This is a genomic window from Bacillus sp. USDA818B3_A, assembly GCF_009928415.1.
Lineage (GTDB): Bacteria > Bacillota > Bacilli > Bacillales > Cytobacillaceae > Neobacillus.
This window is the reverse complement of the sequence record NZ_JAABNN010000007.1, coordinates 86,460-112,700: the sequence shown is the minus strand read 5'-3', so window position 1 is coordinate 112,700 and position 26,241 is coordinate 86,460. Positions and strand designations below refer to the sequence as shown.

24 protein-coding genes are annotated in these 26,241 nt (G+C 41.3%); 16 read left to right on the top strand and 8 right to left on the bottom strand.

Translation table 11 applies throughout. The features are described 5' to 3' along the window. The first annotated feature begins 144 nt into the window (after positions 1 to 144). From GXK58_RS14480 to leuD, 12 genes are all read left to right on the top strand, one after another. Complete coding sequence (locus GXK58_RS14480; protein ID WP_160723861.1) at positions 145 to 474, top strand: MerR family transcriptional regulator; 330 nt, start codon at positions 145 to 147, stop codon at positions 472 to 474. Positions 475 to 670: 196 nt separating this feature from the next. Continuing rightward, positions 671 to 1,936, top strand: coding sequence for an ammonium transporter (locus GXK58_RS14475; RefSeq protein WP_160723860.1), 1,266 nt, complete (start codon positions 671 to 673; stop codon positions 1,934 to 1,936). A gap of 66 nt (positions 1,937 to 2,002) precedes the next feature. Next, positions 2,003 to 2,989, top strand: coding sequence for a DUF294 nucleotidyltransferase-like domain-containing protein (locus GXK58_RS14470; RefSeq protein ID WP_237389677.1), 987 nt, complete (start codon positions 2,003 to 2,005; stop codon positions 2,987 to 2,989). Further along, complete coding sequence (locus GXK58_RS14465) at positions 2,976 to 3,710, top strand: exonuclease domain-containing protein (RefSeq protein ID WP_160723859.1); 735 nt, start codon at positions 2,976 to 2,978, stop codon at positions 3,708 to 3,710. Before GXK58_RS14470 ends, GXK58_RS14465 begins: the two co-directional genes overlap by 14 nt. Before the next feature lie 402 nt (positions 3,711 to 4,112). Then, positions 4,113 to 5,783 (top strand): dihydroxy-acid dehydratase, encoded by a 1,671-nt coding sequence (gene ilvD / locus GXK58_RS14460; RefSeq protein ID WP_160723858.1) that lies wholly within the window; start codon positions 4,113 to 4,115, stop codon positions 5,781 to 5,783. A gap of 565 nt (positions 5,784 to 6,348) precedes the next feature. Then, entirely contained in the window at positions 6,349 to 8,076 is a 1,728-nt protein-coding gene (gene ilvB / locus GXK58_RS14455; protein WP_160723857.1) for an acetolactate synthase large subunit, read from the top strand. Beyond that, positions 8,073 to 8,594 (top strand): acetolactate synthase small subunit, encoded by a 522-nt coding sequence (ilvN, locus tag GXK58_RS14450; RefSeq protein WP_098527357.1) that lies wholly within the window; start codon positions 8,073 to 8,075, stop codon positions 8,592 to 8,594. Before ilvB ends, ilvN begins: the two co-directional genes overlap by 4 nt. A gap of 26 nt (positions 8,595 to 8,620) precedes the next feature. Then, a complete protein-coding gene (ilvC, locus tag GXK58_RS14445; RefSeq protein WP_160723856.1) occupies positions 8,621 to 9,655 on the top strand; it encodes a ketol-acid reductoisomerase in 1,035 nt (344 codons plus the stop codon). Next, positions 9,642 to 11,183, top strand: coding sequence for a 2-isopropylmalate synthase (locus tag GXK58_RS14440; protein WP_160723855.1), 1,542 nt, complete (start codon positions 9,642 to 9,644; stop codon positions 11,181 to 11,183). Before ilvC ends, GXK58_RS14440 begins: the two co-directional genes overlap by 14 nt. Positions 11,184 to 11,388: 205 nt before the next feature. After that, on the top strand, positions 11,389 to 12,495 hold the full coding sequence (gene leuB / locus GXK58_RS14435) for a 3-isopropylmalate dehydrogenase (protein WP_160723854.1): 1,107 nt from the start codon (positions 11,389 to 11,391) through the stop codon (positions 12,493 to 12,495). 93 nt (positions 12,496 to 12,588) lie between these two features. Next, a complete protein-coding gene (leuC, locus tag GXK58_RS14430) occupies positions 12,589 to 14,007 on the top strand; it encodes a 3-isopropylmalate dehydratase large subunit (RefSeq protein WP_160723853.1) in 1,419 nt (472 codons plus the stop codon). Between the two features lies 1 nt (position 14,008). After that, positions 14,009 to 14,593, top strand: a complete 585-nt coding sequence (gene leuD / locus GXK58_RS14425) for a 3-isopropylmalate dehydratase small subunit (RefSeq protein WP_160723852.1) — start codon at positions 14,009 to 14,011, stop codon at positions 14,591 to 14,593. A gap of 35 nt (positions 14,594 to 14,628) precedes the next feature. Here the strand turns inward: leuD and GXK58_RS14420 are convergent, their stop codons facing one another. Next, complete coding sequence (locus tag GXK58_RS14420; RefSeq protein WP_160723851.1) at positions 14,629 to 14,943, bottom strand: DUF3892 domain-containing protein; 315 nt, start codon at positions 14,941 to 14,943, stop codon at positions 14,629 to 14,631. Positions 14,944 to 15,002: 59 nt separating this feature from the next. Then, positions 15,003 to 15,857, bottom strand: coding sequence for a LysR family transcriptional regulator (locus GXK58_RS14415; protein WP_160723850.1), 855 nt, complete (start codon positions 15,855 to 15,857; stop codon positions 15,003 to 15,005). Positions 15,858 to 16,026: 169 nt separating this feature from the next. Between GXK58_RS14415 and GXK58_RS14410 the strand changes: the two genes are divergently transcribed. Both GXK58_RS14410 and GXK58_RS14405 read left to right on the top strand, forming a co-directional pair. Then, complete coding sequence (locus tag GXK58_RS14410) at positions 16,027 to 17,040, top strand: mannonate dehydratase (protein ID WP_160723849.1); 1,014 nt, start codon at positions 16,027 to 16,029, stop codon at positions 17,038 to 17,040. 63 nt (positions 17,041 to 17,103) lie between these two features. Beyond that, on the top strand, positions 17,104 to 18,435 hold the full coding sequence (locus tag GXK58_RS14405; RefSeq protein WP_160723948.1) for an MFS transporter: 1,332 nt from the start codon (positions 17,104 to 17,106) through the stop codon (positions 18,433 to 18,435). A gap of 48 nt (positions 18,436 to 18,483) precedes the next feature. Here the strand turns inward: GXK58_RS14405 and GXK58_RS14400 are convergent, their stop codons facing one another. Then, positions 18,484 to 19,359: a hypothetical protein gene (locus GXK58_RS14400; protein WP_160723848.1), complete on the bottom strand. Its 876-nt coding sequence runs from the start codon at positions 19,357 to 19,359 to the stop codon at positions 18,484 to 18,486. 194 nt (positions 19,360 to 19,553) lie between these two features. On the opposite strand from GXK58_RS14400, the gene GXK58_RS14395 reads away from it, so the two are divergent. After that, positions 19,554 to 21,095 carry a glycosyl hydrolase family 28-related protein gene (locus GXK58_RS14395; protein WP_160723847.1) on the top strand — a complete coding sequence of 514 codons (1,542 nt, stop codon included), beginning with the start codon at positions 19,554 to 19,556 and terminating at the stop codon, positions 21,093 to 21,095. A 34-nt stretch (positions 21,096 to 21,129) separates the two neighbouring features. Here the strand turns inward: GXK58_RS14395 and GXK58_RS14390 are convergent, their stop codons facing one another. Further along, a complete protein-coding gene (locus tag GXK58_RS14390; protein ID WP_160723846.1) occupies positions 21,130 to 21,720 on the bottom strand; it encodes a DUF1836 domain-containing protein in 591 nt (196 codons plus the stop codon). Positions 21,721 to 22,095: 375 nt separating this feature from the next. On the opposite strand from GXK58_RS14390, the gene trhA reads away from it, so the two are divergent. Then, a complete protein-coding gene (trhA, locus tag GXK58_RS14385) occupies positions 22,096 to 22,743 on the top strand; it encodes a PAQR family membrane homeostasis protein TrhA (protein ID WP_160723845.1) in 648 nt (215 codons plus the stop codon). A gap of 372 nt (positions 22,744 to 23,115) precedes the next feature. On the opposite strand, the gene GXK58_RS14380 is transcribed toward trhA, so the two are convergent. The 4 genes from GXK58_RS14380 to allB form a co-directional block, all read right to left on the bottom strand. Further along, entirely contained in the window at positions 23,116 to 23,493 is a 378-nt protein-coding gene (locus tag GXK58_RS14380) for a DUF488 domain-containing protein (protein WP_160723844.1), read from the bottom strand. A 65-nt stretch (positions 23,494 to 23,558) separates the two neighbouring features. Then, the gene (locus GXK58_RS14375) at positions 23,559 to 23,789 is read right to left on the bottom strand and encodes an excisionase family DNA-binding protein (RefSeq protein WP_160723843.1); all 231 of its coding nucleotides are present in this window, start codon (positions 23,787 to 23,789) and stop codon (positions 23,559 to 23,561) included. A gap of 24 nt (positions 23,790 to 23,813) precedes the next feature. Beyond that, positions 23,814 to 24,755 (bottom strand): dipeptidase, encoded by a 942-nt coding sequence (locus GXK58_RS14370; protein WP_160723842.1) that lies wholly within the window; start codon positions 24,753 to 24,755, stop codon positions 23,814 to 23,816. 83 nt (positions 24,756 to 24,838) lie between these two features. Continuing rightward, a complete protein-coding gene (gene allB, locus GXK58_RS14365) occupies positions 24,839 to 26,239 on the bottom strand; it encodes an allantoinase AllB (protein WP_160723841.1) in 1,401 nt (466 codons plus the stop codon). Positions 26,240 to 26,241: the final 2 nt, after the last annotated feature.

Sequence of the window (26,241 nt, the reverse complement as noted above, 5' to 3'; positions counted from 1 at the left end):
ATATCCTTCTACTCCACAAACTTTAATTCATTAAATTAGTTAAGCATAATAGTTCAATTATCCATTTTCATGTGAGAAAATATAACGTACAATATTTATAATATTCTAACTCTTGGCAATAATGGGGTGTGGTGAGCGACTAAAATGGCAAAAGATCTGTCTTATAAAGATAAAAAGGTTATTACCATTGGGATAGTGAGAGATTTAACAGGACTCTCCGAGCGGCAAATCCGCTATTACGAAGAAAGAAAACTAATATTCCCTGAGAGATCGGCTGGCGGAAGCCGAAAATTTTCTTTTTCTGATGTTGAATTATTAATGGATATCGCCAATAAAATTGAAGATGGAATCCAAACACATGAAATCAGAAAGGAAATGCTGCGTGAACAAAAGAAACAAAATCAAGAAGAAATCCGCCGGAAAATGATCCAGGGACAACTCAATGCACAGTTTGGTATACGGAGAAATTCATAAAAGATAAAGCCTTGTTTCTTAAAAGAAACGAGGCTTTATCTTTTTTACAATGAACATAAGGAAGATTTCTTCCCAGTTTCTAAAAACCATGTTAGAAAATCTCCCACGATTATAGATACAATTACTTAATTAATGTAAAGTTACAACTACAGAGGATGTTATATAAATTAACATCATTTAAAAAGGGGGAGAATAAATGGATACTACATTCTTAATGAACAGTATTTGGGTTATGTTAGGAGCAGTACTAGTTATTTTAATGATCGGTGGCTTCATCCTTTTAGAAACAGGATCAACCCGTATGAAAAACGCCGGACATATCGCTGGAAAAACCATATTAACATTTAGTATCAGTTCTATTATCTTTTGGGCGGTTGGTTTTGGATTAATTTTTGGGGAAGGCAACCCGTTGATTGGGTTCTCCAATTTCTTTTATTCAGGTTATGACATCGATAGTTTATCACTTTCTGGCGCAGTATTCTTCTTATTCCAATTAGCTTTTGCTGGTATATCTCTAACCATTGCGTTTGGCGGGTTTGCTGAACGTGCTAAATTAAGTGCCTATCTTGTATTTGCAGTCCTTTTCTCAGTCATTGTTTACCCTCCTATCGCTCACTGGATTTGGGGCGGCGGCTGGTTAGCCGAGCATGGGAAACAAGACTTCGCAGGCTCTACGGTTGTTCACTTAACAGGTGCAATGGCAGCACTGGCAGCTACTATTCTATTAAAACCCCGAATTGGGAAATATAACAAAGACGGCTCAGCTAATAATCTTGCAGGGCATAACCAAGTATTCACAGCTTTAAGTGTTTTACTATTATGGGTCGGCTGGTTTGGATTCAATGCAGGTTCTACATTATCCGTTGACAAAGGATTCTTTGGTTTTGTTGCAGTAAATACTAACCTTGCAGCAGCTGCCGGTACTGTCGCAGCAATGATTATCTCGTGGATGGTTTTAGGCAAGGCAGATGTACCAATGATGTTAAATGGTGCACTGGCAGGTCTTGTAGCTATTACCGCATCTTGTGCCTTCGTTGAGACCTGGGCAGCTGTACTAATTGGCTTTATTGCCGGAATATTAGTGTTTTACAGTATTCGATTCTTTGAGAAAGTTAAAATTGATGATCCAATCGCTGCCCTATCCGTTCATGGAGCAGCTGGGATTTGGGGAACTTTATCGACTGGATTCTTCGCTACAAAAGAATTAGCCACAGTTGGTAAACCGGGGCTGTTCTACGGCGGCGGCTTCCATCAGCTAGGTGTTCAAGCATTAGGAGTTTTCACTTGTGCAGCTTTCGCTTTTATTGTTTCCTTCATCCTTCTAGCTGTGATGAAAAAAGTAATGAATGGATTACGTGTGACTGAAGAGGAAGAAATCATCGGTCTTGATATCAGCGAACACGGCAGCTATGGCTATCCTGAATTAGTTAAGGCAGAGCAGCAATTTAAAGTACAATCATAGTAATCATTCGGCGGTCAAACTCTTTAATAAGTGTTTGACTGCTATTTCACTTTAGGGGGGTTACATGTGAGTCATGACCCATATTTAGAAATCATTCAGTATCGAAAGGATCACCTGAAAAGTGCAAGCTTAGATCATTTTAAACTTAACGAACTGCATGACGAAATGATTAAGAGAACTGCAGCCATCGCCCTGACTCAAGTTTCCAGCCATATCGGACCTCCTCCCTCCCCATTTACCTTCTTCGTCATGGGAAGTGCAGGCAGAATGGAACAATCGATATGGAGTGACCAGGATCATGGAATCATTTATCTCGATTCCACCGACGAAGCCAAATCGTACTTTTTAACATTAGGCAAGGAGATCTCAAAAGGACTCTACCAAGCTGGTTATCGATATTGCGACGGGGGCGTAATGGCCAGTAATCCTTTCTGGTGTAAATCCCTTTTAGAATGGGAACAGCAAATATCAAATTGGATGATTAGTTCGACATGGGAATCCATCCGCTACCTGCTGATCTTCCTGGATGGTAGAGGAATTTATGGTGAGGATGCCTATATTAAAAAATTAAAAGACAAGATTTATCAAAACATGCTAAAGCATCACATTCTTGCGAAATCATTAAGCAATACCCTGCACCTAAAAAAAGGAATCAATGTATTAGGTCAGCTTTTGGTAGAAACTCATGGTCCGCATGCAGGAAAACTTAATATCAAAGAAATCGGCTTGTTCCCATATGTAAATGCCATTCGTCTTCTATCGATAAAAGAGAAATTGCACGAGACCCCTTCCCTTTCACGTATCGAAAAAATACCAGAGATATGGTTTCCTGCGCGAGACAAATCTTTTTTCAAGCAGCAATTCTTAAAGCTGCTAAACTATCGGTTACGATATTCCGACCAAAGCGACTATGATTCAGGGCACTATTTAACCATTAACCAGCTGACCAAAGAACAGATAAAGGAAGTAAAAGACATCATAAGGAACGGAGCAATTCTCTTTCATAATGTAAAAAGGTTACTAGAAAAGGATGGTTTAGATGAGGATGAATGAAATGATCCAATTTTTCCGGCAATTATCCGGTAAAGTAAACTCAAATCTATATGCAAGCCTGCCAAATCAATCCTCCATGCAGCAAATGGCTTTCCTCAGAGAAATTCAAAGAGAAATGAAACAAAAGAACAGCTTAGACGTTCCATTAAAAGAATTAAAGGTAGTTGTTTTTGATTTAGAAACGACTGGCTTTTATCCCGAAAAGGGTGATCAAATCATTTCAATTGGCGCAGTCAAAATGACAGGAGACCAGCTCTTGGAACAAGAAACGTTTTATACATTAGTCCAATCAAATCTTCCATTATCACAAGAAATTTCTGCATTAACGAATATTACTGATGAAGACCTAATAAATGCCCCAACGGCAGCGGAAGCGCTAATGAAATTTTTCCAATTTACAAAGAGCGATCTTCTGGTTGCACACCATGCCAGCCATGAGCAAGCCTTTATGAAAAAAATCACCAGCGACGTATTACGTTCAAGATTTGACCACCGTATTGTAGATACATCTTTTCTCATCCGTCTATCTAATCCTTATATGAAATCAGCCCCGCTCGAAGAAGTGTGTGAGGAATGCGGCATAGTTATTAAGGACCGCCACCACGCTCTAAGTGATGCTATTATGACAGCAAAGATATGGAGTCACTATTTGCAGTTAGCAGAAGAAAAAGGGTTTATCTATTTAAGGCAGGTTTATGAGTATTTAGCAAAAATTGGTTGATAAACTACTATACTAATCTAACATTTTCCACTATCAACCTAGTAGTTTTTAAAGGGACATGAATCCTCTTCTACCCTAGTTACTACTGAAAATTCTCCGAATAATCTGTCCACCTCTTAAAAGAATAAAAAATTTTTTAAAAATTTTTTATTTAAAAATTCCTTATTAGACCAATGATGAAAACGCTATCAGTTTTTCCGATTTGTTTGAATTGTCAGATTTTTATGTTGACCATGTTCCCGATTGGTTGTATGATAATCGAAAATAAATCATTAATCTTTACCAATGGCTTTATTCCTACTTTTGGGGATGGAGTGATTGGAAAAGAATTGTCATAATCGACGGTATGGCTTGTTACCCAAAAAGGGCAAACCATCCCATTGTCAGTAAGGAGCTAATAAAATGCGAAGCGATATGATTAAAAAGGGAATTGATCGTGCTCCCCACCGTAGTCTTTTATATGCAACAGGGGTAAAAACGAGTGACTTAGAGAAGCCATTTATCGGGGTTTGCAACTCGTATATAGACATTATCCCAGGACATAAACACCTTAATCGTTTCGGTGAAATCGTGAAAGAAGCGATCCGGGAAGCCGGAGGTATTCCATTTGAATTTAATACAATCGGTGTTGATGACGGTATTGCCATGGGGCATATTGGCATGCGTTACTCCCTTCCAAGCCGTGAAATTATTGCCGACAGTGCTGAAACAGTAATTAACGCACACTGGTTTGATGGAGTTTTTTACATTCCAAACTGTGACAAAATCACACCAGGGATGTTAATGGCTGCCGCAAGAACCAATGTACCATCCGTATTTGTATCAGGCGGTCCAATGGAGGCAGGTGTTTCACCAACGACAGGAAAAAATCTTTCCCTGACTTCAGTTTTTGAAGGTGTTGGTGCATACCACAACGGTACCATCAGCCAACAGCAGCTGCTTGAAATCGAAACCAATGCCTGCCCTACCTGCGGCTCATGTTCAGGAATGTTCACAGCAAACTCAATGAACTGTTTAATGGAAGTTTTGGGAATGACCGTTCCTGGCAACGGTACAATGGTTGCTACTTCTGAAGAGAGACATGAACTAATTAGGCAAGCAGCAAGACATTTAATTGATTTAATCAAAAAAGATATTAAACCTCGCGACATCATTACCAGAGAAGCGATTGATAATGCTTTTGCACTCGATATGGCAATGGGCGGTTCCACTAATACTGTGTTACACACATTAGCGATTGCCCATGAAGCAGGTATCGATTATGATCTTCGTGAAGTCAATAAAATTGCTGAAAGAGTTCCTTACCTTTCTAAGATTATGCCAGCATCTGATTATTCGATGGACGATGTTCATCGCGCTGGCGGTGTAAGTGCCATCATCAATGAACTTTATAAAGTAGAAGGTGCCTTACACGATAACCGCCTAACGATTACGGGAAAAACTCTTCGAGAGAATGTGAAGGACGCAACAATCACAAATGAAGCAGTCATCCGGACAAAAGACAATCCATATAGCCCAGTTGGTGGACTATCCATCCTATATGGAAACATTGCTCCAGATGGTGCAGTAATTAAAGTTGGTGCTGTAGATCCTTCCATTAAAACATTCTTAGGTGAAGCAATTGTTTTTGAATCTCAGGATGAGGCACTAGAAAGCATTAATAACGGAACGGTTAAAGCCGGCCATGTAGTCGTTATTCGCTACGAAGGTCCTAAAGGCGGTCCCGGAATGCCAGAAATGCTAGCTCCTACCTCCGCTATTATGGGCCGAGGTTTAGGAAAAGAAGTTGCCCTGATCACTGACGGCCGTTTCTCAGGTGCAAGCCGCGGAATTTCCATCGGTCATATCTCACCTGAAGCAGCAGAAGGCGGACCAATCGGTCTCGTTGAAAATGGTGACAAAATCGTAATTGACCTCGAAGCACGTTCCATTGAACTGATTGTGGATGATGAAGTGTTAGCTGAACGACGTCAGAACTGGGTAAAACCAGAGCCAAAAATTAAATCAGGTTATCTTGCAAAGTATGCAAAACTTGTAACTTCTGCCAATACTGGCGGGGTAATGAAAATATAGATTTATCTAAAATGGGAATTCCTAGTACTCCTCCCCTTCCCTAAGGAAGCTAAGGTACTAAAATTTGTTTTTGATCATTTGACAAAGAAATATATAAAATCGAAGACGGGAATAAAGGAATAAGACATTGTATTTTCAGAGAGCTGGGGTTGCTGGAAGCCCAGTAATACAACTTATTCTGACATCATCCCTGAGTGTTGGGCTGAAATTGTTTGCGAAAGTAGGCTCAATCAGGTGTTTCTTTTAAGCACCTGTTATCAAAAGAAGCGCATCTTTTAAGTTTCGCTTCATAAGGCAGTATTTGTAAGGATACTGTAAAAAACGGGTGGTACCGAGAAAATGAAAAGGCCTTTTCTCCCCGATTATTCTGCTTATTTTGTGATTGCAGTTAATTCGTGGAGATTAGGCCTTTTTGACTGCGTATAAAGATTTATTGTCAAATTTCGACGTTTTTCCAAAAAAATATTCTGTATATTTACAAATTTCTATATTATAATACAAAAATAACAAATCACTATTTTCCGACATCTACATTCAATTATTACCCTTAAGGAGGGATTACGACGTGAAAGTAGAAGCAAAAAACCTTGAGGTCCAAACAACTACAGAACCGAGAACCGGTGCAGACCTTCTCATCGACTTACTGAAAAAAGAAGGTGTAGAAACACTGTTTGGATATCCTGGTGGTGCTGTTCTGCCAATATACGATGCGATTTATCGGGCCCAGGGTACCATCGAGCATGTTCTCTTCCGACATGAACAAGGAATGATCCATGCAGCTGAAGGATATGCCCGTGTCACTGGCAAACCTGGCGTTGTTATTGCAACCTCAGGACCCGGCGCAACCAACCTTGTTACTGGTATCACTGATGCTATGATGGATTCCCTGCCGCTTGTCGTTTTCACAGGACAGGTTGCAAGAAACATCATCGGAACAGACGCATTCCAAGAAGCGGATATTATGGCGATCACAACACCGATTACCAAACATAACTATCAGGTACAGTCCATTGAGGATCTGCCAAGAATCGTCAAGGAAGCTTTCCACATTGCTTCTACCGGACGACCGGGACCAGTCTTAGTCGATATCCCTAAAGATATCTCCGCAGGAGTATTAACCGAAGAGCCTGAAGAAGCGAGCATTAATTTACCTGGATACCAGCCAACTCTAAAGCCAAATCCATTACAAATTAAAAAACTCGCTGAATCCATTTCAAAGGCAGCGAAGCCTCTTATTCTTTCAGGTGCCGGTGTTCTTCATGGAAAGGCATCAGCCGAGTTAACTGCATTTGCGGAAAAATACCAAATCCCTGTAGTCACCACTTTACTTGGACTTGGAACATTTCCTGCAGATAATCCCCTTTCATTAGGAATGGGTGGAATGCATGGAACCTATGCAGCAAACATGGCCATTTATGAATGTGATTTGCTTATCAACTTTGGTGCCCGTTTCGATGACAGGCTGACAGGAAACCTGAAACACTTCGCACCTTTTGCGAAAGTTGCCCATATTGACATCGACCCAGCAGAAATTGGTAAAAATGTTCCAACACATATTCCAATTGTTTCTGATTCTAAAGAAGCATTAACTCAACTGCTAGAGCAGGAAATCACTTCACCTGAAGCTGCTGAGTGGCGCCAAAAACTGACTGATAACAAGCAGGAATATCCGCTTTGGTATAAACATGATCCAAATGGTATGTGTCCTCAATGGGTGATTGAAGCAGTTCACAAAGTAACAAACGGTGACGCCATCGTCTCCACTGATGTAGGTCAGCATCAAATGTGGGCAGCACAGTATTACACCTTTAAACAGCCGCACCGCTGGATTACTTCTGGTGGACTTGGCACCATGGGCTTTGGCTTCCCTGCTGCAATTGGCGCTCAAATTGCTGAACCTGAAAGTACAGTAGTCGCGATTGTTGGCGATGGCGGCTTCCAGATGACACTTCAGGAATTAGGGATTATTTATGAAAGAAATCTTCCAGTGAAGATCATCATTGTCAACAATGGCGCTCTAGGTATGGTTCGACAATGGCAGGAACTCTTACACGGAAACCGGATTTCAGAATCGATCCTTCATACACAGCCTGATTTTGTCAAACTGGCTGACAGCTATTCAATCAAGGGCTATCAGGTTAACAATCAGGAAGAACTAATCACGGTATTACCGGAAGTATTTGCTCATAACGGTCCAGTACTAGTTGATTGCCGTGTACTTCAACAAGAGAAAGTATTCCCGATGATTGCCCCTGGTAAAGGAATTCATGAAATGTTAGGGGTGAAACCATGAAACGGATCATAACAGCAACTGTACAAGACCGAAGCGGTGTTCTAAACCGAGTCACAGGTCTCTTGCAAAGACGCCAATTCAATATTGAAAGTATCTCCGTCGGTCCATCCGAAACGGAAGGTATTTCAAAAATGACCCTGGTAGTTGAAGTGGAAGACGAACAGCGTCTTGAACAGGTAACAAAACAATTAAACAAGCAGATTGATGTATTAAAAGTTTCCGATATTACTGATAAAGCAATTGTTGCCCGCGAACTAGCCTTAATTAAAGTAGCTTCTAACAGCCAATTGCGCAGTGAAATCAACGGAATTATTGATCCGTTCCGTGCCTTAATTATTGATGTAAGTAAAGATAGTCTCGCCGTCCAAATTACAGGACGTCCTGATAAAATTGATGCTTTGATCGAAATGCTCCGGCCTTACGGCATTAAAGAAATTGCCAGAACCGGTCTGACTGCCCTCCAGCGCGGGCACCAGCCACAAGTAAACGATCTAGCAACCTATTCACTATTAAAATAACAATATATTTGAAGGGATGATTCATAATGGTAAAAGTACTTTATAACGGAGATATTCAAGAGGAAGTTTTACAAGGAAAGAAAATCGCAGTAATCGGATATGGCTCTCAAGGTCATGCTCATGCTTTAAACTTAAAAGAAAGCGGCTTTGATGTAGTTGTTGGTTTACGTGAAGGGAAATCATGGGATAAGGCAGTTGAAGATGGTTTAGAAGTTACTTCTGTTGCAGAAGCAACTGCAGCTGCTGAAGTAGTTATGGTTCTTCTTCCAGATGAAATGCAGCCAAAAGTATATGAAGAAAGCATCAAAGATAACCTTGAAGCAGGTAATGCTTTAGTATTTGCACATGGTTTTAATGTTCACTTCAGCCAAATCGTTCCTCCTGCTGATGTTGACGTATTCTTAGTAGCACCAAAAGGCCCAGGACATTTAGTTCGCCGTACTTATACTGAAGGTGCCGGAGTACCTGCTCTATATGCGGTATACCAAGACTACACTGGTCAAGCACGTGATGTTGCACTTGCTTATGCAAAAGGAATCGGCTCTGCTCGTGCCGGAGTATTAGAAACTTCTTTCCAAGAAGAAACAGAAACAGATTTATTCGGAGAGCAAGCAGTTCTTTGCGGTGGTGCTACTGCCCTTATCAAAGCAGGCTTCGAAACATTAGTTGAAGCTGGTTATCAGCCTGAAGTTGCTTACTTCGAGTGTTTACACGAATTAAAATTAATCGTTGACCTTTTATATGAAGGTGGATTAGAAAACATGCGTTATTCTATCTCTGACACTGCTCAATGGGGAGATTTCGTATCTGGACCACGCGTTGTCAACGAAGATACAAAAGCACGCATGAAAGAAGTTTTAAAAGATATCCAAACTGGTAAGTTTGCTCAAGGCTGGATCTTAGAGAACCAAACGAACCGCCCGCAATTCAACGCGATTAACCGTGCTGAAAACAATCACCAAATCGAGGTTGTCGGCCGCGAGCTTCGTGCGTTAATGCCGTTTATAAAGAACAAGCCAGTAAACGCTAAGAAAGAAGTGGTGGTAAATGGTTCACGTTAACATCTTTGATACAACCTTACGTGATGGTGAACAGTCCCCTGGTGTAAATTTAAACCAGCTTGAGAAATTAGAGATTGCCAGACAGCTAGAACGGTTTGGAGTTAATATTATGGAGGCCGGCTTTCCGGCTTCCTCTCAAGGTGATTTTGAAGCAGTAAGAGCCATTGCCCGGACGATAAAAAACTCCTCCGTTACTGGTCTTGCACGTGCAACTAAATCGGACATCGACATTGCGTGGGATGCTTTAAAAGATGCAGCAGAACCAAGATTGCATGTATTCATTGCTACCTCCCCTATTCATATGAAATATAAGTTAATGAAAACTCCTGAGGAGGTCATTAACACTGCAGTAGATATGGTTCGATATGCGAAACAGAGATTTCCGCATATCGAATGGTCTGCAGAAGATGCATCGCGATCAGATTTAGATTTTCTAGTAAAAATCATTACAAAAGTCATTGATGCAGGTGCAACTGTCATCAATCTTCCGGATACCGTCGGCTATACAACTCCTGAAGAATATGGCCGGATGTTCCGTTACATTCGAGATAATGTTCCGAATATCCATAAAGCTGCTCTCTCTTGTCATTGTCACGATGATTTAGGAATGGCTGTTGCCAATACATTAGCTGCAATCGAAAATGGGGTCACTCAAGTCGAAGGTACCATTAACGGGATTGGTGAACGTGCCGGCAATGCCTCTTTGGAAGAAGTTGCCGTTGCCCTGAATATTCGTAAAGATAAGTATCCTTATACGACGAATCTAGTTTTAAAAGAAATTAAACGCACCAGTGATTTGGTCAGCCGTTTAACTGGTATGATTGTTCCTCCTAATAAAGCGGTGGTTGGAAGAAATGCCTTCGCTCATGAATCTGGTATCCATCAGGACGGCGTTTTAAAGAATGCACAAACCTATGAGATCATCACACCAGAATTGGTTGGAGTTACGTCCAATGACTTAGTTCTTGGGAAACATTCCGGCCGTCATGCCTTTAAGGATAAAATCGATCAATTGGGTTATACCCTCTCGCCTGAAAAACTTGCTGAAGCTTTTACTGCATTTAAACTTTTAACCGATCGTAAAAAAGAAGTAACCGATGAAGACTTATATACCATCCTAACGGATATTCAAACAGCAACAATTGATGTAAAAAAATACGAATTGGTTGCTTTCCAAGTACAGTATGGTTCAGCAAACCTTCCTACTGCGACTGTAGCATTGACCACTCCAGAAGGTAACAAGGTTGAAACAGCACGTACGGGCTCAGGAAGCGTCGAAGCACTGATGAATACCCTTGAAGCACTAATTGAAGAAGAGATTCATTTGACTGATTTTAGATTGAGTTCTGTCGGTCAAGGGCGCGATGCACTTGCTGAGGCCCATGTAAAAATGACTGTGAATGGAAGCTCCTTCAGCGGCCGCGCATCTGCTCAAGACGTTTTAGAAGCTTCAGCAAAATCATTCTTAAATGCAGTCAATCGAGTATATTACAACCAAAAAGCAGTGGTTCAAGAACCAGCGCTTTAATAATGTTCTTTTAGATCGGGCTCTGTTGATTGGAGCGGAAGGCACTCGACTCCTGCGGGAGTGAGGGGCTGGGGAGACCCCACAGGCGCTTTGCGCCGAGGAGGCTCCCCGGCACGCCCGCGGAAAGCGAGTGCCTGGAGCGGAAATCAGCAGCCTAATCTAAAAGGACTTTTTAAAAAACAAGAAAATGAGGAGGTTGCTTCTAGTGAAAAAACATATTGTCTTACTTCCCGGGGATGGGATCGGCAAGGAAGTTATTAATTCCGCAAAAGATGTGTTACAAGCAATTGCGGAAGAATTTAACCATAGTTTTAACTTTGAAACCCATGAAATCGGAGGAGCAGCCATTGATCAGTATGGCACTCCCCTTCCAGATTCAACAGTGGAGGCCTGTAAACAAGCAGACGCTGTCTTACTTGGTGCTGTAGGCGGGCCAAAATGGGATCAAAACCCTTCCCACCTTCGCCCAGAGCGCGGCTTGCTTGGTATCCGAAAAGCATTGGATTTATATGCAAATTTAAGGCCGATTAAGGGATTTAAAAACCTGCTCCATGCCTCCCCGCTAAAGGAAGAAGTAGTTGCAGGAAGCGACCTCCTCATTGTACGTGAATTAACGGGCGGACTTTACTTTGGTACACCAAGTGAACGGCGTGATGATGGAAACTCTGTAGTCGATACACTTACTTATACTCGTAAGGAAATTGAGAGAATTGTAGATAAAGGCTTCCAGGCTGCTCAGCAGCGTTCGGGGCACCTTACTTCCGTTGACAAAGCCAATGTCCTTGAATCTAGCAAGATGTGGCGTGAAGTTGTGGAAGAGAAAAAAGCTCAATATCCAGATGTTGTCGTTGAACATGTATTGGTTGATGCGGCAGCTATGAAGTTAATTACAAATCCTACACAGTTTGATGTTGTTGTTACCGAAAACCTCTTTGGCGATATTTTAAGTGATGAAGCATCCGTTTTAACAGGCTCGATCGGCATGCTCCCTTCTGCAAGCTTGCGTGAAGACGGCGTAGGCCTTTACGAACCAGTACACGGTTCCGCGCCGGACATTGCCGGCAAAGGAATCGCCAACCCATGCGCAATGATTTTATCTGCAGCGATGATGCTCAGATATTCATTTGATTTTAATAACGAAGCAAAAGTAATTGAAGATGCCGTGCAATCAGTCCTTGATGCCGGATACCATACGGGCGACCTTCAAATCAAAGAAGGACGTCAAGTTGGAACATCTGAAATGACAAAATTAATCGTCGACTATATTAAGTCTCAGCATGCATCTAAATGCATTGCCAGCTGTTATTATTAATTCATTTGCAGGGTAAACCGTTTGGTTAAATGGTTTACCCGCAATTTTTCTATCCATAAAAACTATAAATCTCTTATAGTGAGGAAGTGTACTATGAAAACACCAAAAACGATTATTGAAAAAATTTGGGAACAACATATTGTCCATCAAGAAGAAGGAAAACCAGATTTACTATATATTGATTTACACCTTGTTCATGAAGTAACCTCTCCTCAAGCATTCGAAGGCCTACGAATGAACGGGCGCAAAGTACGCCGCCCTGATTTGACTTTTGCAACCATGGATCATAATGTGCCGACCCGCCAGAGGCTGACTATTGACGATCCTGTTTCGAAGAATCAAATCGATACCTTACAGAAGAACTGTCAAGAATTCGGGGTAACTCTTGCCGACATTCATCATCCAGACAACGGAATCGTCCACGTCATTGGTCCTGAGCTAGGGCTTACCCAGCCTGGTAAAACAATTGTCTGCGGTGACAGCCATACTTCTACACATGGTGCATTTGGTGCCCTTGCCTTTGGTATTGGTACAAGTGAAGTAGAACACGTTCTTGCTACTCAAACACTTTGGCAGGCAAAACCAAAGACCCTTAATGTCAAAGTAAATGGCAAACTTGGGACAGGCGTTACTGCGAAAGATTTAATCCTTGCGATTATTGGTAAATTCGGTGTTCAATTTGGTACTGGTTACGTTATTGAATACACTGGTGAAGCCATCCGTGCCCTTTCTATGGATGAGCGCATGACTGTCTGCAACATGTCGATTGAGGCTGGTGCCAGAGCTGGATTAATTACTCCTGATGAAACGACTTTTGAATACTTACGCGGCCGAAGACATGCTCCTCAAGGGGAAGAGTTTGAAAAAGCTGTAGAAAAATGGCGTGCTCTTGCAACGGATGAAGGTGCAGTCTATGATACAGTCGTTGAAATTGAGGCAGCAGAAGTTGAACCGCAGGTAACATGGGGAACAAACCCTGGTATGTGTATCCCTGTCACTGCAAACGTGCCAAGCCCTGATCATACGGACAAGGCTAGTGAAAAAGACGAAATCAAGCGTGCCCTTGAATATATGGGACTTGAAGCTGGACAGCCTCTTTCAAGTGTGGCAATTGATCATGTATTTATTGGTTCTTGTACAAACTCAAGATTGAGCGATTTACGTAATGCTGCTGAAGTGGTTCGCGGCCGCAAAGTAAATCCTGGTGTCAAAGCGATTGTCGTTCCAGGTTCTTTCAGCATTAAACTTGCCGCTGAAAAAGAAGGAATTGATCAAGTGTTTATCGATGCTGGATTTGAATGGCGTGAAGCAGGCTGCAGTATGTGTCTTGCGATGAATGATGATATTGTTCCTCCAGGCGGACGCTGTGCTTCTACATCTAACCGTAACTTTGAAGGACGCCAAGGCAATGGTGCCCGTACACATCTAGTAAGCCCTGAAATGGCTGCAGCGGCAGCAGTAGCCGGCCATTTTGTGGATGTCCGTCAATTTACGGCACAGGAGGTAATTTAATATGGAACCATTACGCGTACACCAAGGCCTTGTTTATCCAATAAACCGGACGAATATTGATACTGACCAAATTATCCCTAAGCAATTTTTGAAGCGGATTGAACGCAGTGGATTCGGCCAATTCCTATTTTATAACTGGCGGTTTGATGATAACGGAAATCCCCGCCCTGATTTTTCACTTAATGATGCAAAGTATCAAGGGGCATCGATCTTAGTTGCCGGTGAAAACTTCGGATGCGGATCGTCCCGTGAGCATGCTCCATGGGCGGTTCAGGATTATGGATTCAAAATCATCATCGCTCCAAGCTATGCCGATATTTTTAAAAACAACTGTGTGAAAAATGGGATTCTTGCGATTGTAGCAAGTGAGGAACAAGTTCAGACGATTATTAAAAAGGCTGAAACCACTGAATACACATTAACAGTTGACCTTGAGGCACAAAAAGTATACGACAATGAAGGCTTTGAACTTACATTCGATATTGCCCCATACCCTAAACAAATGCTGTTAAATGGCTGGGATGAAATTGGCGTAACGTTAACTTACGAAGATAAAATCGAGCAATATGAAGCATTGAGCAAATAAAATGCGCAGGGCCACGCCCTAGCGCATTTTTTCTTTTAAAATTCAGGCAGCTGCCCAAGATTGTTCTCCTTGATGCCGTCAGGCTCACTGCGGATAATATCTCGTCCATATTTATGAAAGACATCAACATGTGCAAGCTTCCCTGCCTTTGCATCACTTAACGCAGTTAAATAATCTAACTCCCTGCCCGTACTTGTTTTAAAAGCAATGATATCACCGTCATCATTTTTTCTAACAGCAACAAATTCCTCTTTACCAGTGCTATTTTCATGGGCACCTTCCAATTGTGCCTGCTGCTCACTTTGAGCTTTGTACTCTTCGTAAATTTTTTCATAATCCTTCTGTTCCATCACTTCCACCTCCGAACATTTGTTAGTATTTTTCTTTTAGTTGTAATTTATCCTTTTCCTTAAATTCTGTCTTTCATAAAGGTAATAAATTCTCTTACTACGGAAAGCTCTACCGTAGATTCCCGGTAATTCATCCAGCTCTCCATCCTATATTCTTCTTTTGAGATATCGGAAAGTTCGAGGATATGTAAGGGATCATTCGGTTCTAAACTAAAAGCAGGTACAAAGGCAACACCTAATCCATTGATCACCATACGTTTACAGGTCTCCACATAATCTGTTTCCATCGTAATACTTGGGACCCTCTTAAACATACTTGGCCACCAGTTTGTGAATACTTTTTTAATCGAGGGGGTCGCAATAGAGATCATGTTTTGCGACGGCAGATCGTTCCAAGTGATTTTCTCCTTTGAAATTAGGCAAATTTTACTCCTATCTATCAGCACCTTCTTCTCTGACCATTTATGGCCGGCACTTTCGATACCAATATGTATCTCCCCTTCTTCCAATAGCTTCATAATTTCAATTCCCAGCCCCGTTTTTAGTTGAATTTTAACCTTGGGAAAGGCTTTGTTAAAACTTGCTATGATCGGTGGAAACTTGGAGATCGCGAAATTATTTGAAACTCCAAGTCTTAAAGTTCCTTGGACATCATCGGCCATATTTTGAACCTGCTCAATCATCGTGTCCCTCTCGTCTAAGAGCCTCTTTGTACTCTCTACTAAAAATTCACCTTGCAGCGTAAATTGAACTCCCTTATTCCCCCTAATCAGGATCGGTATGTCTAAATCCTTTTCCAATTGGTGAATGCGATATGTTACCGCCGGCTGCGAAAGAAATAACCGATCGGCCGCTTTTTTTATATTTTTTTCCTCAAATAAAACTTGCAGGATTTCAAAATCTCGAAAATCCATACTAGCACCCACTTTGTTATAAAAATCTTTTTGTATTTTTAATAAAAAACCAATATTTTCCTTGATAGCGATTTCACATTAAAATGATTGTATAACAAACAGTTTGTTAATCAACCGTTTTAGATGTATTTTTATAAATTTGTAAAATTTCAGAAGGAGCGTGGCCGCAATGATGAAGATTTCAATGACTTCTTATACGACAGACCTAACAGATGGAGATTTACGCCAGTTATGTCAGTTAGGGGTCGACTGCATTGATTTTGGTAAAGGTTCGGCTTTTGCCGGGGTAAAGGAACAAGGCTATCCAGATTTGGACGAGCTATTGAAATTGAAACGGAGAATTCGTTCTTTTGGCATGGATATTAACCGGGTAACACTTCCTGATTTCACCAGCCGCTTTGTACATAACCAGGCTGGCAGTGAGAAAGAATTAGAAAACTCGATTAATGCCATTAAGACCTTTGGTGAGGCAGGCATTACATTGGTCAGGCAGCGGTTTGAAGGCGATACCTTTCCACATTTAACAACGAAATATCGATCCATCCAACGAGGCGGTATGGTTGCCCGCGGAGAAAGCCTTGGTTTTACAACAGAAACCTTCCCACACCCCACTGTAGATGAACATGCAGGATTATGGCAGCGTTTCTGTGATGCCTACAGTGAAATGGTTCCGGTGGCCGAAGATGCGAATGTGCTGTTAGGGATGCACCCTTCTGATGCACCACATCCAGAAACATTGTTTGGCGGGCTTGGTTACCATCGATTAATGGATGCTTTTCCAAGCAAAAACGTTGGTTATATTTACTGCATTGGCACACGTGCAGAAGAAGGCGGCAGTCCGCTAGTACTTAATGAAATCAATCATTATGGAAGAAAGGGCAAAATTTTCTTAGTGCATTTCCGCAATGTGAGGGGCAGTCTCCCTACAACGAAGGCATTTGAAGAAGCATTACTGGATGATGGCGATTTAAATATGTTTAAGATTTTGCTTGAGTTAGATAAAGTCGGTTATGACGGCTGTTTAAATCCAGACCATGTTCCGATCTTAGAAGGAGTTCAAATCAACGAGAACCTAAGCTGGCCTAACACTTGCATCAAATGGAACTATAACAACATCGGTTACGCCTACTCTGTCGGCTACATCAAAGCACTCCTTGCTGCTCTTGTTGAATTTAAAGGGTAAGGCAGGATTGCTAGAGATCTAAGTTAATTGAATGATAGCTAGATACTAGAGGAGGAAAAAATGATGAGTAATAAGGGACCATCCGTAAATTCTTTTCCTGGTAAAACCAATATTCGTTATATCATGCTTGGAATGTTATTTATTGTTACAGCAGTCAATTATATTGATCGTTCCGCACTGGGTGTAGCAGCACCAGTCATGAAAGAAGATTTATATTTGGATGCAGTAAAACTCGGACTAGCCTTTTCAGCCTTTAACTGGGCCTATACAATGTTTAACATTCCAGGCGGCTGGCTGCTCGACCGTTTTGGCGCACGTAAAGTATATGGTACCGCCTTATTATTATGGTCTACCTTTACTTTATTTCAAGGTTTTATCAGCACTCTATTAGCGTTATTCATTCTACGATTCTTAGTGGGGATTATGGAGGCACCATCCTTCCCTGGCAACAGCCGGTTAACAACGATGTGGTTTCCACAGCATGAACGCGGCCGGGCCGTATCCATTTATAACTCTGCTCAGTATTTTGGTCTTGCCCTTTTCACACCAGTAATGGCTTGGATCTTACAAACATTTGGATGGAATCATGTGTTTATTGTTGCCGGTTCAGCTGGAATCTTCATGGCAATTCTATGGTTTATTGTTGTCCGTGAACCTTCTAACCATCCTCGTGTGAATCAGGCCGAACTCGATTATATTAATTCTGGCGGCGGCTTAGCAAATATAGAGACTCATAAAACAAAAGTAAAGTGGTCCCATGTCCGCCTTCTATTAACTAATAGACAAATGATTGGAATATATATTGGTCAATATGCTTTAAACACGATTGTTTGGTTTTTCCTAACCTGGTTTCCTAGTTATCTAGTAGATGAAAAAGGCTTGACCCTTATGGAGACTGGCTTTGCTGCATCAATCCCATACATTGGGGCTTTCTTTGGATGCATTTTAGGTGGATTCCTTTCCGATACCCTCTTGAAGAGAGGAAAATCACTGGCTGTGGCCCGTAAAACGCCGATTATTGCCGGGTTCCTTTTATCAAGTACGATCGTTCTAGCAAACTATACTCAGTCTACCTTTGCTATCATTCTAATCATGTCGATTGCCTTCTTTGCAAAAGGAATGGCTGGTCTAACTTGGACACTTGTAGGAGATATGGCACCAAAAGAATTAGTTGGATTAAGTGCAGGTATTTTTAATACGATCGGAAATACAGCAGGGATTGTTACACCACTTGTTATCGGCTTTATATTAAACAAAACCAACTCCTTTAGCGGTGCCTTAGTCTTTGTAGCCAGCATTCTCTTTATCGGGGCATTATCATACATCTTTATCGTAAATAAACCCCAGCGTATCGAGATCCCAACCGACAACACACCACACAGAAAAGCAGTTTAATAAGCAAAAAGCCAAGTTACAATATTACTAACTTGGCTTTTTACTATTTTAATTGGTGCCTGTCACCTCTTTTACGTTTTTCAAGATGAGTACCATGGTATAGAGAAAAATGAGGTTGATGAGGAGGATGATAGGGATGGTGATTAGGCTGATTCTCACTCCGGCAAGGACCTGCATGATGGCCATGGCGGAAAGGGCCGTTACTAAGGTGACTTCTTTGAAGGTAATTACTGCTGCAAGCAGGAAGCCAAATGGTTTCCGTTTAATCAGCAGGGTTGCGGCCAAGAATCCAACTGGGATTACAAATCCAAGATCTAGTGCCTGGATGGTAAGTGTTGTGTAATGTCCCAAACCATCTGGCGGGGTATGCTGAATCATTGGAGGTACGACCTTCCCAAGCCACATAACCCCAAACATAAATGACACAACAAATAAAAAACCACTAATGAATTTTACAGGGAGCTCTTTCCTGAATAAGTTTGGCATCTCTGAAATATCAAAGGACATCATCGCAAGGGTAAAAGCAAAGAAGCTCGCTGACATGATGATGACATACACAAGGAACATGGAGCTGTACATGGATAGAAAGGAATAAGAGGTGTAGGTGTATAGGAAATATCCCAGCGCTCCAGTAAGAAGAAGCCTCCCCTTGACTAACCCTTTTTTGGTTAACGTAAGTGAAATAATGAGCAAGGGTATCCCTATAAATAAGGTCACGTAATCTTGGGCTATGGCCTGCAAGGCAATGGAGACAGAATCATGCTGATAGAGACCTTTTCCATAGATTGCTACGTTTTCACCAAATATTGACTTGTAATCATATCGGCCCTGACCATGATTTGAAAGAATCGCATAGACAGTTGCAATAAAAGACATGATAGAAATTAATGCTGTCAAAAAGCTAATCGTTCTTTGATTCCTCATGTTTTTTCCTCTCCCTTCTTAAAACATATTAGTATCCCTCTTCATCGTAAACCAAATAAATTGAATTACCAAAAAATCGCTAAAATTTCACAAAAGATTTAGAAATCAGATAACGATTATGTGAAACTACGCACTTTTTCACATTACCTGAAAAGGGTATACTACTTTTAATATGCCATTACGGAGTGATGATAATGCCGAATTTTGATAAGAACCATGATCCGCGCCAGAATAAAGTTCTGCTGAATCAAATCACCGGAAACAAACTACATATCAAAGAACTAATCCGAGAAACAGAATCCTTATTTCAACAAACACTTGGATTTACAAGTGTACCGCAGCCCACGTCTGCCACATCATTGTCTATTATAAAAAAACTAGAAGGCTCTATTTTTCATCTTACCGCTAGGAAGTCTCAAATTATAAAACCTGATAGAATTTTACTGGACCATGATGGAAATATCGTTCCCGATTGGAAAGACCTGCTAGATAACGAATACAAGCGATTACTAGATAACATCACTAAAGAAATAAATGTCGTAGATTTTGGTGCTGTTGGGGATGGAAAAACCGATTGTACCACTGCTTTTAGAAAGGCTTTCGGAAGCGGCAGGGTGAAAGTAATTGTTCCACCTGGTATTTATGTGACGAAGGGAATCACGATGCCGTCTTGGTCATGGCTTGCTGGTTCAGGCGTGGGTACGACAACAATTAAGCTTCATGATGAGTCCCCAAAGGGCACCCGATTAATCACAAACGCCAACCATTGGAGAGGTAATCATCACCTTTTTGTCGAGGGCTTAAGTTTGGACTGGAATGTTGAAAGACTTGGCAGTGTTCCAAAAACCAGTACATGGGGTAACCATTCAAGCTGTTTAACCTATGCCAATGTTACTTACGGCTGGGTGAAAAACGTCGAAGGAATTAATCCTGGTCTTCATTGTTTTGATGTCTCTTCTACCCTGTACAATTATGCCGGTGACGGCTACCGGGCACGCGGGGGCAGCAAATATGTCTGGCTTGATCAGTTGACAGGTTACGGGTTTGGTGATGACGGAATTACAACCCACCACAGTGATTATATTTTTATCTCGAATTCCCATATGTGTGACCCAAGCGGCCGTGCCCATCAAAAGGGTTACTCCAATTCAAATGGAATTGAAATTGATGATGGTTCAAGGAATATTTTATTAGTGAATAATTCAAGTGCAAGATGTTTTGGCGGGGTCGAAATAAAAGCGCATCAAAATTCTTCTGCCGCTTCCAACGTGCAAATTTATGGCCATATTTCCGTTAACGATAACCGTGCCTATAACTTCCGCCATATCGGTCACCATAAACTGACAGATGCAGAATCCAAATCTGCTTATAATATTATTGCTGCTAATCTCGCTGCCATTGGACCTGTCTATAGTAATTTATATAAGGATTCGGCACCAAGAGCCATGGTTATCTCTGCCTATAAAAATGTAGTGATTAATCGGTTCACTGTGATAGGCGATCCTGATTATGACTTTAAACACAACCCAGTGATTGCCGTTCAATATCGGGCAAGGAATGTGATTATGAACAGAATAACAGTAAGGGATTTTACTAATCGCGGGGCATGTATAAAAGTTTACGGGGGAGATAATCATGCAGACTCTATAAAAATTAAAGATTGCTCTCCGGATGAAATTGAGGTCGGGTCTGGCGTGCTTGATGTGAAAATAGAAACTAAAGCTGGTACTTATTGACCTGATTAGAACTATATGAAAAAAGCGTCAAACATTATTTTTGACGCTTTCCTTCTTTTTCAACAACGATTTCATCTACTAGCTTTTCAGCTGCTTTTCGATATAAATTACTCATATGAACAAGTGAAGAAATCATCATAACCTTCTCTAAATATGAAGCATCTTCCTGTGTGTCCTCATGAATTTCTTCTTTTACATCCTTCACTCTCTCATCAATGGCTGTTTTAAAATCTGCTGTATTCTGTCGTGTAAGATGCAGATAGCTCTTATAAAACGAATCTAAATCGATATCCCCTAGAATGATCTTTTTATTTATTCCGTTAAGGGTCACCTTAATATCATTAATAGAGAGTGCCCCCTTTAACTGGTAAATTAAGCTTATTAAGATCAGGTGCTCTTTTGAATACTTTTTATTCTGAATCGGGAAAATCAATTTCCCTTTTGCATAGTTATTAATCATTGTTTTTGTAAGAATCTTATCCTCTTCATTCCGCTTCGATTCACTAAACTTATTTTCAAATAATTGGATGACTTGGTCCATATATAAATCAATCTTGGGAATCTCTTCCAAATTTAAACTTGTTTCGATTCCTAATGAATCAATGATTTGTTTAATATTCTCCATATAAAAAAACCCCACTTATTTAAAAAGCACTGAAAAAGTCAATTTTATTAAAATTTAGCCTGTGTAAAAGAACACTGTTGATTGAAGTGGAAGGCGGCGAAGACTCCTGCGGGAGTACGGGGCAGGGGAGACCCCACAGGCGCCAAAGCGCCGAGGAGGCTCCCCGGCACGCCCGTGGAAAGCGAAGCCGCCTGGAGCGGAAATCAACAGCCCAATTTAGACACACACCCTAAGATAAGGGACCTTTTCAGTGCCCTCCATATTTAATAGATAATATTTATTATACATAAAGAGATATCAATTGACTAGTTGTTGTTTTATGAGTATTATTATAAGTAGTTATTAAAACTACATGACGTGTTAGGAGGCAATAAAATGCAAAATTACATTCGGGAACCCATTAATGGTTTAACTCATTTAGCGGGCGCGATTTTATCGTTTGTTGGATTGCTGGCAATGGTCATTAAGGCGTCCATGACTACCCCGACCCCGCTTGCTATTACCGCGGTTATTATTTTTGGCGTCAGTATGATTCTGCTCTATGCTGCATCAGCAACTTACCATATGGTCATTGCACGGGATAAGGTGATTGCTTTCCTACGACGGCTCGACCATTCAATGATTTTTATTCTAATTGCTGGCACATATACGCCTTTTTGTTTTATTAGTCTAAGCGGAAAAACCGGCGCCCTTTTATTTTCGATAATTTCAGCTGTTGCGATTAGCGGAGTTGTTTTTAAAATGGTCTGGTTTACATGTCCACGCTGGATTTCAACGGCCTTGTATATTGCAATGGGCTGGATGATTGTATTTGTCTTCTCACCATTGACCGGAAGTTTAAATCCTGCTGGGTTGTTCTTGCTCATTCTTGGAGGAGTCTTCTACACGATTGGCGGAGTGATTTACGGGGCAAAACCGAAGTTTCTTGAATCAAAGTATTTAGGGTTTCACGAGATTTTTCATATTTTTATTTTATTGGGGACCTTGGCACATTTCTTATCGGTATATTTATATGTGATTTAAACGCCTTATAATTTAAGGCGTTTTTTTGTTTAGTGGTAGTTAGTGCTGGATTGTTATTATACGGTCCCGATGTATATTGAAGACTGATTTCTTCGTTCGATTCTGAGTTTTATCCTTAAGCACATTCTATTGAAGATACTTTTCTGTGGTCACCTTTGAATTTTGTCCTCAAGCACGTCTATTGAAGACACTTTCTGTGGTCACCTTTGAAATTTTGTCCTTAAACACACCTATTGAGGACACTTTTCTGTGGCCACCTTTGAATTTTGTCCTCAAGCATGCCTATTGAAGACACTACTCCGAGTTCATCTCTGAGTTTTGTCTTCAAGAAGGCTGATAATTAATCACGTTGGTTGTCCTCATGAGGACAGATTAGCTCTCCGCCCCCGATTCACATCTTCTAAGCTCTTCCATTAACACTTGCGCATGATTATAAACAGGCTCCTTTGCACCATATAAAAGAGTTACCCGATCTTCCTCAGCAAGCTCCAATATCTGCCGGATCAAATCACGTTTTACCTCATCACTGTCAAGTTCCTCAAGATACTTAACACGAAACTCTTCAAAAAGCTCAGGCACATGACAAAACGACTTCCGCAGCTCATTACTGGGCGCAACCTCTTTAAACCAAAAAGACAATTTAGCGGCATCCTTCGAAATCCCCCGAGGCCATAACCGGTCCACTAATATCCTTATGCCATCCATCTCATCACAAGGTTCATAGATCCTTTTAAGAAAAAGATTAGACATATTAATCACCTCACTGCAGCTGTGTTGCAAATGGTGACAGGCACCATTTACAACACCAGCAGCATTTAATCCTCGTCCTTTACGTCGATACTTTCTGGGATTGGTTCATTCAGGTATTCTTCGATGAGTTCTTTGTATTTTTCCACTTGTTTAAGATGGGTGGCAAATTGTTCTTTATAGATGAGGTATTGTTCCCCGTCAAACAACGCACGAATTTTCTTTTGCTGGATGAGGCTCTTAACGGTCTCCTCTGGAACTGACAAATATTCTGCTGTCTCTTTAATAGTTAAATACACTGAAATAACTCCTTTTCATACGAATTAACACGGACGTCCAAGCCCTGGCCGGTGGTTAAGGAAGTTTTCGCTGGCAAAGCCTCTTACTTCTTCCTCTTTAAAATGTTTAAGTAATTCATTGATGAGGTTTTGACTTTTAGAGGAATCCTCCAAATCTTTAACAAAGGTAGTGATCCCATCAAAATCTGAACCAAGCCCAATTTGCTTCACGCCGCCTAAACCACAAAAATGGTCAATATGCCTCACTAAATCTGATATCGACGCTTCCCCACGCTCCTTAATGAACGGAGGATGATAAACGACATGAATCAAGCCGCCTTTTGCAAACATCCCTCTCGCCTGTTCATCGGTTAAATTGCGGGGATGGTTACAGAGGGCTCTGGCATTCGAATGACTTGCAATCGGGTACTTTGCTAATTCTAAGACATCCCAAACTCCTTTATCACTCAAATGTGAAACATCCGTCAGGACCTGATGCTCATTATTAAACGCCACAATCTCTTTACCGAATAAAGTCAGCCCGCCGCCGCGCGGTTCTCCTGCACCATCGGCAGCAAGATTTGCTTGATTCCATGTCAGCCCCACCGAGCGAACTCCTAGCTGATAGAGAATATGCAGCTTCGCTAAATCATTGCCAATCGCATCTACACCCTCAAGCGTTAACAATGCTCCAATCTGTCCTAGCTTCAGACGGTCAAAATCCGACCATTCTTTGATATGGACCATGTCTGGATTTTTCCCGAGTACTTCCTTGTAAAAATAATCGATTTGCTCTAGAGCCACTTGGAACTTCTGATCTCCTTTAACCTCTGGCTCGATAAATATGGCAAAACACTGTACCCTGACACCGCCTGCCTGTAAACGTTTCTTATTGGCATGGAGTTCCTTCGCATCAGCAAACCGTAATGCGCCATTAGCTTCTTGGAGTTTCATTAAGGCATCACAATGCAGATCGATAATATTCATATTCTCCAAAACTCCTTTTTTATAAAATTTTACCACAACCAAAAAAGGCCAGATATAAAAATATCTAACCTGGTTCCTCCGCATTAAAGGCAGACTCCGATTCTTTCATTAATTACGCCCTCTTGACGATCATAAATAACCTTGCCGCGCAGCATGGTCTTCTTAACCTGAGTGGAAAAAACCCTGCCTTCATATGGTGAAAAGGCATTTCGAAAACCAAACGTCTCTTTCCCGGCAACCGTAGTTTCATCTAAACGAATAAAGACTAAATCCGCATCTAATCCTGGGCTGATTCTTCCTTTTCTGCTCCCTATCCCAAATCGGTCTGCAACATTGGACGTCCCTAACGGGAGAATCTGTTTAAGCGGTATGCCGCGCTTTAAAGCCTCATCCATCATTGCCAGCCATGTAAATTGAACCCCCTGGATACCGCCCCATGCATCCCAAATCGAATCCGTTAATTTCATTGAAAGAAGGCATGGGGAATGATCAGAACCGATCGTGTCAATCAGACCGTTGGCAATACACTCCCATAATCCCTCTACCTCCTCGCGCGGCCTTAACGGCGGGGCACATTTAAGGATCGCTCCCTCACGAAGAAAATCTTCTTCATCAAAAATTAAATAATGCGGACAAGTCTCCACCGTTACGTTTACACCACTTTTTTTCGCTTGTTCAATCAAACCAACCACTTTTGGTGAACTGATATGAACAAAATGAACAGCAGTGCCATATTTTGCAGCTTGCTCTAATGCAAAGCTAACAGCCTTCTCTTCTGCAGAAATGGGCCTGCTTGCCAAAAACGCTCTCCGTTCATTCATTGAAGGATGGTTTTTATTAATATCTGTAAATCTAACGATATCTTTTTCCCATTCAGCGTGCAGGGCAAGTATTTGATCATGCTCCTTGGCTGCCTGCATCGCTTGCTTCACCTCTTGAGGTGATAGATACTTAAAATCATCAATCCCGCTTTCACTCATAAAGGACTTCCAGCCAATGACCTCCTGGCTCATTTGGGCCAATTCCTGTTTATTGTTGAGATTCGTTCCTGTCATCCCGCCCCAGAGAGCATAATCAATATAAGATAAAGAAGTTAAATAATCCCGCTTTTTACGTAAATTTTGTGAATTGATAATCGATGGGGAACAATTCAGCGGCATATCAAAAATAGTGGTCGTCCCTCCCATTGCCGCCGCACGGCTGCCTGTCTCCATTCCTTCCCAATCCGTTCTCCCCGGATCATTAAAATGAACATGAGCATCAATAAAACCTGGAACGACAAGACATCCACTAGCATCAATCATATTTTCTGAGGTTTCCATATTCGGACCGACAACATTAACGTCAATAGAAACAATCTTCTCACCAACAATTTTTATTGTCGCATCTTGAAACCCTTCCTCGGTAAAAACAAGCCCATTCGTCACTAATAACTCTGTTGTCTTTGTCCCTTCCTTCACTCCTTGGGTCAGTACGTCAGCCATTT

What these genes read in the sequence shown, in the direction of transcription:
- GXK58_RS14480 (WP_160723861.1), top strand. Translation starts at nt 145, where the DNA reads ATGGCAAAAGATCTGTCTTATAAAGATAAAAAGGTTATTACCATTGGG.
- GXK58_RS14475 (WP_160723860.1), top strand. Translation starts at nt 671, where the DNA reads ATGGATACTACATTCTTAATGAACAGTATTTGGGTTATGTTAGGAGCA.
- GXK58_RS14465 (WP_160723859.1), top strand. Translation starts at nt 2,976, where the DNA reads ATGAGGATGAATGAAATGATCCAATTTTTCCGGCAATTATCCGGTAAA.
- ilvD (WP_160723858.1), top strand. Translation starts at nt 4,113, where the DNA reads ATGCGAAGCGATATGATTAAAAAGGGAATTGATCGTGCTCCCCACCGT.
- ilvN (WP_098527357.1), top strand. Translation starts at nt 8,073, where the DNA reads ATGAAACGGATCATAACAGCAACTGTACAAGACCGAAGCGGTGTTCTA.
- ilvC (WP_160723856.1), top strand. Translation starts at nt 8,621, where the DNA reads ATGGTAAAAGTACTTTATAACGGAGATATTCAAGAGGAAGTTTTACAA.
- GXK58_RS14440 (WP_160723855.1), top strand. Translation starts at nt 9,642, where the DNA reads ATGGTTCACGTTAACATCTTTGATACAACCTTACGTGATGGTGAACAG.
- leuC (WP_160723853.1), top strand. Translation starts at nt 12,589, where the DNA reads ATGAAAACACCAAAAACGATTATTGAAAAAATTTGGGAACAACATATT.
- leuD (WP_160723852.1), top strand. Translation starts at nt 14,009, where the DNA reads ATGGAACCATTACGCGTACACCAAGGCCTTGTTTATCCAATAAACCGG.
- GXK58_RS14420 (WP_160723851.1), bottom strand. Translation starts at nt 14,943, where the DNA reads ATGGAACAGAAGGATTATGAAAAAATTTACGAAGAGTACAAAGCTCAA.
- GXK58_RS14415 (WP_160723850.1), bottom strand. Translation starts at nt 15,857, where the DNA reads ATGGATTTTCGAGATTTTGAAATCCTGCAAGTTTTATTTGAGGAAAAA.
- GXK58_RS14410 (WP_160723849.1), top strand. Translation starts at nt 16,027, where the DNA reads ATGATGAAGATTTCAATGACTTCTTATACGACAGACCTAACAGATGGA.
- GXK58_RS14405 (WP_160723948.1), top strand. Translation starts at nt 17,104, where the DNA reads ATGAGTAATAAGGGACCATCCGTAAATTCTTTTCCTGGTAAAACCAAT.
- GXK58_RS14400 (WP_160723848.1), bottom strand. Translation starts at nt 19,359, where the DNA reads ATGAGGAATCAAAGAACGATTAGCTTTTTGACAGCATTAATTTCTATC.
- GXK58_RS14395 (WP_160723847.1), top strand. Translation starts at nt 19,554, where the DNA reads ATGCCGAATTTTGATAAGAACCATGATCCGCGCCAGAATAAAGTTCTG.
- GXK58_RS14390 (WP_160723846.1), bottom strand. Translation starts at nt 21,720, where the DNA reads ATGGAGAATATTAAACAAATCATTGATTCATTAGGAATCGAAACAAGT.
- trhA (WP_160723845.1), top strand. Translation starts at nt 22,096, where the DNA reads ATGCAAAATTACATTCGGGAACCCATTAATGGTTTAACTCATTTAGCG.
- GXK58_RS14380 (WP_160723844.1), bottom strand. Translation starts at nt 23,493, where the DNA reads ATGTCTAATCTTTTTCTTAAAAGGATCTATGAACCTTGTGATGAGATG.
- GXK58_RS14370 (WP_160723842.1), bottom strand. Translation starts at nt 24,755, where the DNA reads ATGAATATTATCGATCTGCATTGTGATGCCTTAATGAAACTCCAAGAA.
- allB (WP_160723841.1), bottom strand. Translation starts at nt 26,239, where the DNA reads ATGGCTGACGTACTGACCCAAGGAGTGAAGGAAGGGACAAAGACAACA.